This is a genomic window from Crossiella sp. CA-258035 (genome assembly GCF_030064675.1).
Lineage (GTDB): Bacteria > Actinomycetota > Actinomycetes > Mycobacteriales > Pseudonocardiaceae > Crossiella.
On record NZ_CP116413.1, the window covers coordinates 839,864 to 853,404 of the forward strand.

At 69.8% G+C, this 13,541-nt stretch carries 13 protein-coding genes; 8 read left to right on the forward strand and 5 right to left on the reverse strand.

Going from position 1 to position 13,541, the window contains the following annotated elements:
• Window positions 1-116 precede the first annotated feature (116 nt).
• The 5 genes from N8J89_RS04075 (at window position 117) to yhjD (ending at window position 6,110) form a co-directional block, all read left to right on the forward strand.
• Window positions 117-914 carry an exodeoxyribonuclease III gene (locus N8J89_RS04075; protein ID WP_283663017.1) on the forward strand — a complete coding sequence of 266 codons (798 nt, stop codon included), beginning with the start codon at window positions 117-119 and terminating at the stop codon, window positions 912-914.
• Between the two features lie 109 nt (window positions 915-1,023).
• A complete protein-coding gene (locus N8J89_RS04080) occupies window positions 1,024-3,522 on the forward strand; it encodes a bifunctional FO biosynthesis protein CofGH (protein WP_283663018.1) in 2,499 nt (832 codons plus the stop codon).
• 176 nt (window positions 3,523-3,698) lie between these two features.
• A complete protein-coding gene (locus N8J89_RS04085) occupies window positions 3,699-3,953 on the forward strand; it encodes a hypothetical protein (protein WP_252486227.1) in 255 nt (84 codons plus the stop codon).
• A gap of 37 nt (window positions 3,954-3,990) precedes the next feature.
• Window positions 3,991-5,022 (forward strand): tryptophan--tRNA ligase, encoded by a 1,032-nt coding sequence (gene trpS / locus N8J89_RS04090; protein ID WP_283663019.1) that lies wholly within the window; start codon window positions 3,991-3,993, stop codon window positions 5,020-5,022.
• A gap of 59 nt (window positions 5,023-5,081) precedes the next feature.
• Window positions 5,082-6,110, forward strand: coding sequence for an inner membrane protein YhjD (gene yhjD / locus N8J89_RS04095; RefSeq protein WP_283663020.1), 1,029 nt, complete (start codon window positions 5,082-5,084; stop codon window positions 6,108-6,110).
• 81 nt (window positions 6,111-6,191) lie between these two features.
• Here the strand turns inward: yhjD and N8J89_RS04100 are convergent, their stop codons facing one another.
• Window positions 6,192-7,523, reverse strand: coding sequence for a D-alanyl-D-alanine carboxypeptidase family protein (locus tag N8J89_RS04100; protein WP_283663021.1), 1,332 nt, complete (start codon window positions 7,521-7,523; stop codon window positions 6,192-6,194).
• A gap of 59 nt (window positions 7,524-7,582) precedes the next feature.
• Between N8J89_RS04100 and N8J89_RS04105 the strand changes: the two genes are divergently transcribed.
• Both N8J89_RS04105 and N8J89_RS04110 read left to right on the forward strand, forming a co-directional pair.
• Window positions 7,583-7,828, forward strand: coding sequence for an SCO4848 family membrane protein (locus N8J89_RS04105; RefSeq protein WP_283663022.1), 246 nt, complete (start codon window positions 7,583-7,585; stop codon window positions 7,826-7,828).
• Between the two features lie 43 nt (window positions 7,829-7,871).
• Window positions 7,872-8,219, forward strand: a complete 348-nt coding sequence (locus N8J89_RS04110; protein ID WP_252486232.1) for a hypothetical protein — start codon at window positions 7,872-7,874, stop codon at window positions 8,217-8,219.
• A gap of 356 nt (window positions 8,220-8,575) precedes the next feature.
• Here the strand turns inward: N8J89_RS04110 and N8J89_RS04115 are convergent, their stop codons facing one another.
• From N8J89_RS04115 to sdhC, 4 genes are read right to left on the reverse strand one after another with little or no spacing between them, the layout of a single operon-like run.
• Window positions 8,576-9,358, reverse strand: a complete 783-nt coding sequence (locus tag N8J89_RS04115) for a succinate dehydrogenase iron-sulfur subunit (protein WP_252486233.1) — start codon at window positions 9,356-9,358, stop codon at window positions 8,576-8,578.
• Window positions 9,358-11,109: a succinate dehydrogenase flavoprotein subunit gene (gene sdhA, locus N8J89_RS04120; protein ID WP_283663023.1), complete on the reverse strand. Its 1,752-nt coding sequence runs from the start codon at window positions 11,107-11,109 to the stop codon at window positions 9,358-9,360. The genes N8J89_RS04115 and sdhA overlap by 1 nt, the downstream gene beginning before the upstream one ends.
• Before the next feature lie 14 nt (window positions 11,110-11,123).
• Window positions 11,124-11,549 carry a succinate dehydrogenase hydrophobic membrane anchor subunit gene (locus N8J89_RS04125; RefSeq protein WP_283663024.1) on the reverse strand — a complete coding sequence of 142 codons (426 nt, stop codon included), beginning with the start codon at window positions 11,547-11,549 and terminating at the stop codon, window positions 11,124-11,126.
• A 1-nt stretch (window position 11,550) separates the two neighbouring features.
• Window positions 11,551-11,976 (reverse strand): succinate dehydrogenase, cytochrome b556 subunit, encoded by a 426-nt coding sequence (gene sdhC, locus N8J89_RS04130; protein WP_252486235.1) that lies wholly within the window; start codon window positions 11,974-11,976, stop codon window positions 11,551-11,553.
• Window positions 11,977-12,371: 395 nt separating this feature from the next.
• Between sdhC and N8J89_RS04135 the strand changes: the two genes are divergently transcribed.
• The gene (locus N8J89_RS04135; protein WP_283666091.1) at window positions 12,372-13,508 is read left to right on the forward strand and encodes a BMP family lipoprotein; all 1,137 of its coding nucleotides are present in this window, start codon (window positions 12,372-12,374) and stop codon (window positions 13,506-13,508) included.
• Window positions 13,509-13,541 lie beyond the last annotated feature (33 nt).

A 13,541-nucleotide genomic window follows, 5' to 3' on the forward strand; every position in this document is an offset into this window, starting at 1 on the left:
CCTGCGTCAGCGGGCTCATCCCGCTCAGCGTAGCGCACACTGCCCGCCCCCTGGCCCGCGGGTCGTTCAGACCGGCCGTGACGGCGTTGTCGGGGGTGGTGGTTACCCTCGCGGCCGTGCTGACCGTGTCGACCGTGAACGTCAACGGCCTGCGGGCCGCCGCCAAGAAGGGCTTTCTGCCCTGGCTTGCCGCCACCAAGGCCCAGGTGGTGTGTCTGCAGGAGGTGCGGGCTGAGCCGGGGCAGTTGAGCGATGAGGTGCGTGAGCCCGCGGGGTGGCATGTGGTGCACGCGCACAGTGAGCTCAAGGGGCGGGCTGGGGTGTCGCTGTTGACCAGGGAGCAGCCCAGTGCGGTGCGGATCGGGTTCGGGGTGGCTGAGTTCGATCGCAGTGGGCGGTACGCCGAGGTTGATCTTCCTGGGTTGACCGTGGCCAGTCTTTACCTGCCCAGTGGGGATGTGGGGACCGAGCGGCAGGACGAGAAGGAGCGGTTCATGGCCGCCTTCCTGCCCTACCTCATCGAGCGCCGGGAGAAGGCGGCGGCCGAGGGGCGGGAGGTGCTGGTGTGCGGGGACTGGAACATCGCGCACCGGGAGATCGATCTCAAGAACTGGAAGAGCAACCAGAAGGAGTCCGGGTTCCTGCCCGAGGAGCGGGCGTGGCTGGGGCGGGTGCTGGACGAGGGGGGCTACGTCGACGTGCACCGCGGGCTGCGGCCGGAGGGGCCGGGGCCGTACACCTGGTGGTCCTACCGCGGCAAGGCCTATGACAACGACTCGGGCTGGCGGATCGACTACCACATGGCCACGCCGGGACTGGCCGAGCGGGCCCGGACCGCGGTGGTGGAGCGGGCCGCGACCTACGCCGAGCGCTGGTCGGACCACTCACCGGTCACAGTGGAGTACGCCGCCTGATCCCGGGGCCGCTGGGTGTCTTATTCCCGAACTCTCGGTGATGTTCGGTACGACCCGAGCGGTCCGCGCGTCGTTCCCTCCGCTCACCGCGGATGCCTAGGCTGCGGGAGTGACCGCGGATGATCAGCGACCCAGCCCATCGGCGATCCGGCGTGCGCTTCGGCGGGCGCGGGACGGTGTCAGCCTGGACGCGGCGGAGGCGGCCGTGTTGCTGGCCGCGCGGGATGAGGAGTTCGAGCAGCTGCTGGCCGCGGCCGCCACGGTGCGGGACGCGCACCTGCGGGCCGAGGGCCGGGAGGGCCTGGTCACCTACAGCCGCAAGGTGTTCATCCCGCTGACCCGGTTGTGCCGGGACCGCTGCCACTACTGCACCTTCGTCACCGTGCCGCACCGCGTGCCCGGCGCCTACCTGGAACGCGACGAGGTGCTGGAGATCGCCCGCCAGGGCGCGGCCATGGGCTGCAAGGAAGCGCTGTTCACCCTCGGGGACCGGCCCGAGGAGCGCTGGCCGCAGGCCAAGGAGTGGCTGGACGAGCGGGGCTACTCCTCCACCGTGGACTACCTGCGGGCCTGCGCGATCGCGGTGCTGGAGGAGACCGGGCTGCTGCCGCACCTCAACCCCGGCGTGCTCAGCTGGGAGGAGCTGCAGCGGCTCAAGCCGGTGGCGCCGAGCATGGGCATGATGCTGGAGACCACCGCGACCCGGCTGTGGAGCGAGCCGGGCGGCCCGCACTACGGCTCGCCGGACAAGGAACCCGCGGTCCGGCTGCGCTCGATCACCGACGCCGGCCGGGTCGGCGTGCCGTTCACCACCGGCATCCTGATCGGCATCGGCGAGAACCTCACCGAGCGCGCCGAGTCGCTGCTCGCGATCCGCCAGATCGCCCGGCAGTACGGGCACATCCAGGAAGTCATCGTGCAGAACTTCCTGGCCAAGCCGGGCACCGCGATGATGCACGCGCCCGACGCCGACCTGCGCGAACTGGCCGCCACGGTCGCGGTCGCCCGGCTGCTGATGCCCTCGGGCGTGAGCGTGCAGGCGCCGCCGAACCTGGTCGGCAACGAGCACCTGCTGATGCTGCGCGCCGGGATCGACGACTGGGGCGGGGTGTCGCCGCTGACCGCCGACCACGTCAACCCGGAGAAGCCCTGGCCGCAGATCGACTCGCTCGCCGCGACCACGGCCGAAGCCGGGTTCACGCTGGTGGAGCGGCTGACCGCGTACCCGAAGTTCGTCCGCCAGGGCCAGCCCTGGTTCGACGTCCGGGTGCTGCCGCACCTGAGCGCGCTGGCCCAGCCGGACGGCCTGGCCGACATGGCCGCGCCCGTGGTCGGCCGGGAGTGGCAGGAGCCGGACGGCGGGCTGGCCGGCACCGGCCGGGTCGACCTGCACACCAGCATCGACACCGAGGGCCGCACCGGGGACCGCCGCAGCGACTTCGACAGCGTCTACGGCGACTGGGACGAGCTGCGCGCCCAGGCCGGGGGAGCGGCCTCGCCGGAGCGGCTGGACGAGGACGTGCGGGCCGGGTTGCGGCTGGCCGAGTCCGACCCGGCCGCGCTGCTGGAGGAGCGCAACGCGGCCGCCGCGCTGGCCCTGTTCACCGCGGACGGTGCCGCGCTGGAAGCGATGACCAAGCTGGCCGACCAGCTGCGCGCGGACGTGGTCGGCGCGGACGTCACCTACGTGGTCAACCGCAACATCAACTTCTCCAACGTCTGCTACGTCGGCTGCCGGTTCTGCGCCTTCGCCCAGCGGGAGCGGGACGCCGACGCCTACCGGCTGTCCCCGGAGCAGGTCGCCGACCGGGCCGAGGAAGCCTGGAACGAGGGCGCCACCGAGGTCTGCATGCAGGGTGGCATCGACCCGGAGATCCCGGTCACCGGCTACGCCGACCTGGTGCGGGCGATCAAGGCGCGGGTGCCGGGCATGCACGTGCACGCGTTCAGCCCGATGGAGATCGTCAGCGGCGCGACCAAGGCCGGGGTCAGCATCGCCGAGTGGCTGACCGAACTGCGGGACGCCGGGCTGGACACCATTCCGGGCACCGCGGCGGAGATCCTGGACGACGAGGTCCGCTGGGTGCTGACCAAGGGCAAGCTGCCCACCGCCACCTGGCTGGAGGTGGTCGGCACCGCGCACCGGCTGGGCATCCGCTCCAGCTCCACGATGATGTACGGCCACGTCGATCACCCCGGCCACTGGCTGGGCCACCTGCGCACGCTGGCCAGGCTGCAGGACGAGACCGGCGGCTTCACCGAGTTCGTGCCGCTGCCCTTCGTGCACCGCAACGCGCCGATCTACCTCGCCGGGGTGGCCAGGCCCGGCCCGACCCGGCGGGACAACCGGGCGGTGCACGCGATGGCCCGGCTGGCCCTGCACGGCCGGATCCGCAACATCCAGTGCTCCTGGGTCAAGCTCGGCGACGAGGGCACCGCGGACGTGCTCACCGGTGGCGCGAACGACCTCGGCGGCACGCTGATGGAGGAGACGATCAGCCGTATGGCCGGGTCAGAGCACGGTTCGGCACGCACTGTGCAGCAGCTTCACTCGATCGCGGCGGCGGTGCACCGGCCCGCGCGACAGCGCACTACCACGTATGCCTAGGAGTTGATCAAGTAGCCGGGTGAAAGCGCGTTGTCACCGGCCCGCTACTCTCCCTCACGTACGAAGGTGCAACCGGCGGCAAAAATGCGCGGGTTGACACGTTCGGTAGCTTTTCCCCGCAGAACCACAGGTACCCTCACTCGAACGGGTTAAACCGTGCTTTGGGAGGAACGCTCGTGAGCAGCCGCACCGCTCGTGCCGGTCAGCGCGTGGTCACCACGCTCGTGGCCGTCCCGGCAACCGGTCTTCTCGCCTCCGGGGTCGCCAGCGCGGGCGAGACCGCCCAGGCGGCCGTCGCCACCGTCGGCACCACCGGCCTGGTGCCGATCGTCGCGGTGGCCCTCGGCGTCGGCGGCATGGTCGCCGGCGTGGTGCGCGGCCTGCGCGGGCAGACCAAGGTCGACCCGGCGAACGAGCGAATCAACCCGTAGCGCGAACGCCGGCCGCGGCACCTGAGAGAATCCAGGCGTGCCAACCGACGCGACCACCCCCGTGACCGAGCCCCGGCCCAGGGTGCTCTCCGGAATCCAGCCCACCGCCGACTCCTTCCACCTCGGCAACTACCTCGGTGCGCTGCGGCAGTGGGTGGCCCTGCAGGACGACCACGACGCCTTCTACTGCGTGGTCGACCTGCACGCGATCACGGTCGAGCAGAACCCGGCACAGCTGCGCCAGCGCACCCGCGTCTCGGTGGCCCAGCTGCTCGCTCTCGGCATCGACCCGGAGCGCGCCACGCTGTTCGTGCAGAGCCACGTGCCCGAGCACGCCCAGCTCGGCTGGGTGATGCAGTGCCTGACCGGCTTCGGCGAGGCCGGGCGGATGACCCAGTTCAAGGACAAGTCCGCGCGCCAGGCCGCCGAGCACGTCAGCGTCGGGCTGTTCACCTACCCGATCCTGCAGGCCGCGGACATCCTGCTCTACCAGGCCAACCGGGTCCCGGTGGGCGAGGACCAGCGCCAGCACCTGGAGCTGACCCGCGACCTGGCCAACCGGTTCAACTCCCGGTACAGCCCCACGTTCACCGTGCCCGAGGCGCACATCGTCAAGGGCACCGCCAAGATCTACGACCTGCAGGACCCGGCGGCCAAGATGAGCAAGTCGGTCCCGGCGGGTGTGATCGAGCTGCTGGCCGACCCGAAGGCCTCGGCGAAGAAGATCCGCTCCGCGGTCACCGACACCGAGCGGGAGATCCGCTTCGACGCCGAGCACAAGGCGGGCATCTCCAACCTGCTCACCATCTACTCCTCGCTCACCGGCAAGCCGGTCGCCGAGCTGGAGGCGGAGTACGCGGGCAAGGGCTACGGGGACTTCAAGTCCGACCTCGGCGAGGTCGTGGTGGACTGGGTGACCCCGATCCAGAGCAAGGTCAAGGCCTACCTGGACGACAAGGCCGAGCTGGACAAGATCATGCAGCGCGGCGCGGAGCGGGCCAGGCACGTGGCCAGCCGGACGCTGGCCAAGGTGTACAAGAAGGTCGGGTTCCTCCCTCTTGGCGGGTGACTCCGCCGCCAGGGTGAGTTGATCAAGCGACGGAGGCTCGCCCCGGTTAGCGTTCCGGGGTGAGCACCACCGAGCAGCCGTCCTGGTTCGCCAGGCAGCGCAAGCGCTTCCCCTGGCTGGACCACCTCGTCCGGGCCGGCGGGCGCTACCAGGACAGCTACGGCGACCACTACGCGGCCGCGATCACCTACTTCAGCGTGCTCTCGCTGGTGCCGGTGCTGATGGTCGCCTTCGCGGTGGCCGGTCTGGTGCTCTCCGGCAACCTGGAGCTGCTCAACCAGGTCAAGAACGAGCTGGCCGCGGCGGTGCCGGACCCAGCGCTCAGCCAGACGCTGACCAAGGCCGTGCAGCAGGCCATCGACCAGCGCTACGCGGTCGGCATCACCGGTTTGGCGATCGCGCTGTACTCCGGCATCGGCTGGATGACCAACCTGCGGGACTCGATCACCGCGCAGTGGGGGCAGGCCCGCGAGGAGCTGCCGCTGGTGCGCACCTACGTGGTCGACTTCCTGTCCCTGATCGGCCTCGGCCTGGCCCTGGTGCTCAGCTTCGGCCTGACCACGCTGGTGCAGGCCTTCGCCGAGGACCTGCTGGAGCTGGTCGGCCTGCACAACCAGGGCCTGCCCAAGGTGCTGTTCATCGGCCTCGGCCTGCTGCTGTCCGTGGCGGCCAACTGGGGCGTGTTCCTGTGGGTGCTGGCCTGGCTGCCGCGCAAGCGGGTCACCGCGCGCAGCGCGATCAAGGGCGCGCTGGCCGCGGCCATCGGCTTCGAGCTGCTCAAGCAGGTCGGCGGCATCTACCTGCGCAGCATCAGCGCCTCACCGGCAGGCGCGGCCTTCGGCTCGCTGCTGGGCCTGCTGGTCTTCATCTACCTGGTCTCGCGCTTCCTGCTCTTCGTCACCGCCTGGACCGCCACCGCGCGGGAGAACCGGCAGCCGGAGGTGGTCCAGCCGCCACCGCCCGCGGTGATCCGGCCGGTGGTGGAGGTGCGCAGCGGACCGGCGCCCCGGCAGACCGCCACCCTGCTGGGCATCGGCGCGGCTGCCGGACTGTTGCTGCGCGCCCTGTTCCGCTCCCGCCGAGACTGAGCGGAGAGCCCGGAAAAGCACTGTGCCGCCCTCCCGGCCAGGGGAGGGCGGCACAGTCAGGTTGACGGGCCAGCGGGCCGCTCAGACCGCCGCGGCGGCGGCTCTGGCCCTCGCCGCGGCCTTCGCGCGCTTCTTCCGCACGTACAGGAAGGCGAAGATGAGCACGAACACGCCCGCCGCGATGGTCAGCGGCAGGCCGACCGTGCCGAACGGGGTGACCGGCGCGGCCGAGGGGTTCTCCGGCACGTTGATGCCGTTGTTGCCGTCCTGCTTGGCCTGGGCCGCGCCGCCGTCGCCGCTGGGCGCGGTCTCCGCGGGCGCCCGCTCCACCAGCTGGCCGATCGGCTCGGTCGAGGCCTTCAGGCTGAAGCCGTACTCCAGCAGCTTGGCCGCCTGCTGGAAGGGCGCCAGGTTCGGCGCCTTCTCCGCCCTGATCAGCACCGCGACCAGGCGGCGGCCGCTCTTCTCCGCGGCGCCGATGAAGGTGTGCCTGGCGTCGTCGGTGAAGCCGGTCTTGCCGCCGATCGCGCCGGCGTAGGCGGTCAGCAGCTGGTTGTCGTTGTTCACCCGGAACGCCGGCTTGCCCGCGTAGCCGGGGAAGTTCATCGACTTGGTGGCGACCGCCTTGGCGAACTCGGGGTTCTTCAGCGCGGCCTTGAAGATGACCGCCTGGTCGTAGGCCGAGGTGGACATGCCGGGGCCGTCCAGACCGGACGGGGTGGCCGCGCGGGTGTCCAGCGCGCCCAGCTGGCGGGCCAGCTGGTTCATCTTGCGCACCGTCTCGTCAACGCCGCCGAGCTTGCGGGAGAGCGCGTGCGCGGCGTCGTTGCCGGAGTCCAGCATCATGCCGGTGATCAGGTCCTTGACGGTGTACTTGCCGCCGACCCCGATGCCGACCTTGCTGCCCTCCTGCTCGGTGTCGGACTTCTCGCCGGTGACCACCGTCGAGGGGTCCAGCTCCTTCAGGGCGACCAGCGCGGTCAGCACCTTGATGATGGAGGCCGGGCGGTGCCGGGCGTGCGGGTCCTTGGCCGCGATGACCGCGCCGGAGTTCAGGTCGGCGATCACCCAGGACTGGGCGTTGACGAGGTTCAGCCCTGGCGGGGCGGCCACGCCGTTCGGCGGGATCACACCGCACTCGTACAGGCGGGGACCGCCGACCGGCTTGGCGGGCACCGGCAGCGGGCCGGGCGCGGTCTTGCCGGGTTTGGGCTGCTCGGACATGTCCACCGCGGGCGGTGGGACACTGCGGTCCTGGCAGGAGGCAGCCTGGCTGGACGAGGTCGGCGGCGTGTTGCCCGTGGTCTTCGACGGCTGGGCCAGCACGACCGGAGCGCTCAGCACCGCGGCAGCCAGCAGCGCGCAGACAGAGGCGACCAGCGCCGTTGCGGGGCGGTGGGCGGTAGAAGGCACAAGGGCAGGCTAGCCACCCCAGCCCGGGAACGGTATTCGGCCCACCGGATACTGCGGTGGTGACGCTGTCCCGCCGTGCCTCGCTGTTCCTGTTGGCCTTCGCCGTCTGGACCTGGTGGATCTGGCCGACGTTCCTGGTGAACATCTCCCGGGACGCCCGTTCCTGGGCGCAGGACGGCTCACCGACCGGCTTCTTCACCGTGCACCTGGTGCTGGTCGTCACGTCCCTGGTGCTCGGAACTGTGATCGGTGTCATGGGCTGGCGCGGGTTCCGTGCCATACGTAGGCAGACTACGGCATCCTGATCTGAAGAACTGCTGAATTCTTCCCACCACGAAGGAGACCGCCGTGGAGTTCGTGCGGCTTGTCCTGGTTTTCCTGCACCTGCTCGGCATGGCCATGCTGGTCGGGATGATCCTGCTCCAGCTCAAGACCGCCAAGGACGGCCCGCTGAACAAGGGCTGGCTGCACGGCGTGCTGCTGCAGCTGGTCACCGGCGTCGCCCTGGTCGGCATCCAGTACCCGCTCGGCCGGGACGTGGACAACATCAAGATCGGCGTGAAGCTGCTGGTGCTGATCGTGATCGGCGCGCTGGTCGCGGCGAACCTGAGCAAGCAGAAGATCGCCAGTTGGATGGTGCCCACGCTGGCGGCACTGACGGTGCTGAACGTGGGTGTCGCGGTCTTCTGGCGGTGACTGTGACATTGGCGCGCTCCGCGCGCGGGATTTTTCGCTCCTGAGTCGCCTCGTCGTGTACCCGCCGCACGCGAAGCAAGCTTCGGATGCGTCGGGCACACGACAAGGCGACGCGAAAAATCAACCCCACCGCTGGTCAAGAGCCCGGCGTGTCGCTGGCGCGCCACGCCTCTTTCGCAACAGGTCAGCGGCTGGTTCGGCCAACACACCGTCCCAGATCGGCCAACACGGCGTACGAGAACGGCCAACACGGCGTACGAGAACGGCCAACACTCGCGGGGGTTTCAAGCTTCCCGGAGTGTTGGCCGAAGTCGTACGCCGTGTTGGCCGTTGTAGTACCTGGTGTTGGCCGTTGGTCAGCGGCGGAAGAGGAGCGCGCGCTTCACTTCCTGGATCGCCTTGGTGACCTGGATGCCGCGCGGGCAGGCGTCGGTGCAGTTGAACGTGGTGCGGCAGCGCCAGACGCCGTCGACGTCGTTGAGGATGTCCAGGCGCTCCTCGGCGGCCTCGTCCCGGCTGTCGAAGATGAACCGGTGCGCGTTCACGATCGCGGCCGGGCCGAAGTAGGAGCCCTCCACCCAGTACACCGGGCAGCTGGTGGTGCAGCAGGCGCACAGGATGCACTTGGTGGTGTCGTCGAAGCGCTCGCGGTCGGCCGCGGACTGGATGCGCTCCTTGGTCGGGTCCTGGCCGTAGTTGATCAGGTACGGCTTGACCGCGCGGAAGGCCTCGAAGAAGGGCTCCATGTCCACCAGGAGGTCCTTGTGGACGGGCAGGCCCTTGATCGGCTCCAGGGTGATCGTGGTCGGCTTGCCCTTCTTCGCCATCAGGTCCTTGACCAGGACCTTGCAGGCCAGCCGGTTCACGCCGTTGATCCGCATCGCGTCCGAGCCGCACACGCCGTGCGCGCAGGAGCGGCGGAAGGTCAGCGACCCGTCCACGTACCACTTGATGTAGTGCATCAGGTTGAGCACTCGATCGGTGGGCAACGCGGGCACCGAGAAGGACTCCCAGCGCGGCTCCGCGTCGGTCTCCGGGGTGAACCGGCGGATCCGGACGGTGACGAGCGTGGACCCCTCGGGGGCGGGGGGAAGGGCGCCGCGGGAACCAGCCGCGGGGGCCTCAGCAGTCGCGGTCATCAGTACTTGCGCTCCATCGGCTGGTAACGGGTGATGGTGACGGGCTTGTAGTCCAGGCGGATGTCCGCGGTCAGGCCGTCACCGTGCTTGTAGGCCATGGTGTGCCGCAGGAAGTTCACGTCGTCCCGCTGCTGGTAGTCCTCGCGGGCGTGCCCGCCGCGGGACTCCTTGCGGTTGAGCGCGCCCTGCACCAGCACCTCGGCCAGCTCCAGCAGGAAGCCCAGCTCGACCGCTTCCAGCAGGTCGGTGTTGAACCGCTTGCCCTTGTCCTGGATCGCCACCCGCGCGTACCGCTCCTTGAGCGCCTGCACGTCGTGCAGCGCCTGCTTGAGCGTCTCCTCGGTGCGGTAGACCGAGGCGTTGAGGTCCATCGTGGTCTGCAGCTCGCCGCGGATGTCGGCCACCCGCTCGCCGCCGGTGGACTCCAGCATGGTCGAGACCATGCTCTCCACCAGCGTGGCCGGGTTGGCCGGCAGCTCGGTGTGCTCGACCGTCTTGGCGTACTCCGCGGCGGCGATGCCGGCGCGGCGGCCGAAGACGTTGATGTCCAGCAGCGAGTTGGTGCCCAGCCGGTTCGCGCCGTGCACGGACACGCAGGCGCACTCACCGGCGGCGTAGAGGCCGGGGACCACGTTGTCGTTGTCCCGCAGCACCTCGCCGGTGATCTTGGTCGGGATGCCGCCCATCGCGTAGTGCGCGGTCGGGTACACCGGCACCTGCTCGGTCACCGGGTCGATGCCGAGGTAGGTGCGGGAGAACTCGGTGATGTCCGGCAGCTTCGCGTCCAGCACCTCGGCGCCCAGGTGGGTCAGGTCGAGGTAGACGTAGTCCTTGTGCGGACCGGCGCCCCGGCCCTCGCGCACCTCGGTGGCCATCGCGCGAGCGACCATGTCCCGCGGCGCGAGGTCCTTGATGGTGGGCGCGTAGCGCTCCATGAACCGCTCGCCGGAGGCGTTGCGCAGGATGCCGCCCTCGCCGCGGGCGCCCTCGGTGAGCAGGATGCCCAGGCCGGCCAGGCCGGTCGGGTGGAACTGGTAGAACTCCATGTCCTCCAGCGGCAGGCCCTTGCGGAAGACGATGCCCATGCCGTCGCCGGTGAGGGTGTGCGCGTTGGAGGTGGTCTTGAAGACCTTGCCGAACCCGCCGGAGGCGAAGACCACCGACTTGGCCTGGAAGACGTGGATCTCGCCAGTGGCCAGTTCCAGCGCCACCGCGCCGGAGCAGACCGGGCCGTTCTCGGTCTCGGTCAGGCAGATGTCGAGCACGTAGAACTCGTTGAAGAACTCGATCCCGTGCTTCACGCAGTTCTGGTACAGCGTCTGCAGGATCATGTGGCCGGTGCGGTCCGCGGCGTAGCAGGCCCTGCGCACCGCGGCCTCGCCGTGGTTGCGGGTGTGCCCGCCGAAGCGGCGCTGGTCGATCCGGCCCTCGGGCGTGCGGTTGAACGGCAGGCCCATCTTCTCCAGGTCGAGCACCGCGTCGATGGCCTCCTTGGCCATGATCTCCGCGGCGTCCTGGTCAACCAGGTAGTCGCCACCCTTGACCGTGTCGAAGGTGTGCCACTCCCAGTTGTCCTCCTCGACGTTGGCCAGCGCGGCGCACATGCCGCCCTGGGCCGCGCCGGTGTGCGACCGGGTCGGGTAGAGCTTGGTCAGCACCGCGGTGCGGGCCCGCTGGCCGGACTCGATCGCGGCCCGCATCCCGGCGCCACCAGCGCCGACGATGACGACGTCGTACTTGTGGAACTGCATGGTGGGAGCCTCGCTCAGCCGAAGTTCGGGGTGAAGGTGAAGATCACGAACGTGCCGAGCGCGACTGTCAGGATCACGGACACGTACAGCAGCATGGTCAGCCAGAAGCGGGTGCTGTCCTTGCGCGAGTAGTCGTTGATGATCGTGCGCATGCCATTGCCGCCGTGCAGCATGGCCAGCCACAGCATGGACAGGTCCCAGAACTGCCAGAACGGCGAGGCCCAGCGGCCGGCCACGAAGGCGAAGTTGACCTTGTGCACGCCGCCGTCCAGGAACAGCATGATCAGCAGGTGGCCGAGCACCAGGAACACCAGCACCAGGCCGGACAGGCGCATGAACAGCCAGCTGGCCAGCTCGAAGTTGCTCCGGCGGGCCTGCTTGCGGCGCGGGTGCCGCGGCGGGGCCAGGTCGGGGGCGGACAGGCTCACGTCAGCGCTCATCTCACATCCCGCCCATCAGCATGCTGTAGGCCTTGGCCAGCAGGTGGTAGGAGCCAGGGATCATCAGCGCGGCCCAAATGACCAGCACGGTCCACATCATCGGGCGCTGGTAGCGCGGGCCCTTGCCCCAGAAGTCCACCAGCATGACCCGGATGCCGTTGAGCGCGTGGAACAGCACCGCGGCGACCAGGCCCAGCTCGAACAGGACGAAGAACGGTTCCTTGTAGGTCGCGATGACCTTGTCGTACGCCTCCGGCGACACCCGCACCAGCGCGGTGTCCAGGACGTGCACGAACAGGAAGAAGAACGTGAGCACCCCGGTGATCCGGTGGGCGACCCACGACCACATCCCCAGGTCTCCCCGGTACAGCTTCCCACCGCCGCGGGAACCCCGCTGCTGGGTCGCCGCGGCCTCAGTGCTGGCCATGGTGGACGGCCTCCAACGTCATTGCTGGATCTCTGGCTACCGGTGTTCGGGTACCGGGGGCCTTGACCCACGGGATGCTAGCCGTGTAGGCGCTGAGCGACCCACTTGGCGTAGCCCGCTGTGATCGACGAGACAGCCTGATGGGGGGAGTCGCGCGCGGGACGCGGCGCGCGCACAACCCGCGCGCGCGAGCTCCAGGCGCGAACGGGGGCGGCCTGTGGATGGAGCGCCCAACAATTCGGTCACGTCGGGCAGACTGCCTGCGGAGGGCGCCATACCGGCGGGTACGGTTCGGCGTTTGTAAGACGCCCCTGTCGATGGAGCCGGGGGTTGTGTCGGGCAGTCGCGAGGCTGTTCGGCGAGGCCATGTGAAGGAGACGAGAGCCGTGCGTCGGATGCGAAACGCCGCGGTGGCCGCGGTCGCGATCACCAGCGTCCTGTCGCTGGTCGCGTGCGCGAAGGACAGCGGACCGGGCGGCGCCCCTGGGGGCAACGCCACGGGCAACGGGTGCGAGAAGGCGGCCCCGCCCGCCGCCCCGGCCGGGTCCACCAGCAGCAGCACGACCGGGACCAAGCCCGACGCCAAGGCGCTCAAGGTCGGCCTGACCTTCGACATCGGCGGCCGGGGCGACGCGTCGTTCAACGACGCCGCCGCCGCGGGTGTCGACCGCGCGGTCGCCGAGCTGGGCCTGCAGAAGAGCAACGTCAAGGAGGCCTCGGCCGCCGCCGGCGACACCGAGGACGTCAAGGCCAGCCGCCTGCGCCAGCTGGCCAGCGAGGGCTACAACCCGGTCATCGCGATCGGCTTCGCCTACGCCGACGCGCTCAAGGTGGTCGCCGCGCAGTTCCCGAACACCCGCTTCGCCATCGTGGACGCGGGCGTGGAGGGCGCGAAGAACGTCACCCCGCTGCTCTTCGCCGAGGAGCAGGGCTCCTTCCTGGCCGGCGTGATCGCCGCCTACAAGAGCAAGAAGTGCTCGGTCGGCTTCGTCGGCGGCGTGAACGTGCCGCTGATCCAGAAGTTCGAGGCCGGCTTCTACCAGGGCGCCAAGGCCGCCGCGCCGAACATCAAGATCGAGAAGAAGTACCTCACCCCGGCGGGTGACCTCTCCGGCTTCAACGACCCGAACAAGGGCAAGGTCGCCTCGGACGGTCTGATCGACGGTGGCGCGGACGTGCTGTACCAGGCCGCGGGCGGCTCCGGCAAGGGCGTGTTCAGCGCGGCCATGTCCCGGGGCGCGCAGGCCATCGGGGTGGACTCCGACCAGTACAAGCAGACCACCGTCGCGGACTCCAAGGACATCATCATCTCCTCGGTGCTCAAGCGGGTCGACGTGGCCGTCTACGACTACATCGCCGCCTCCGCCAAGAACGACCTGACCACCCTGCCGAAGGTCTTCGACCTGAGCGTGGACGGCGTCGGCTACTCCACCAGCGGCGGCAAGATCGACGACATCAAGGGCACGCTGGACGCCTACAAGGCCGCGATCGTGTCCGGTCAGATCAAGGTCTCGGACAAGCCGAGCAGCTGAGCAAGCAACAACACGCGATGGGCCTGGGCCACC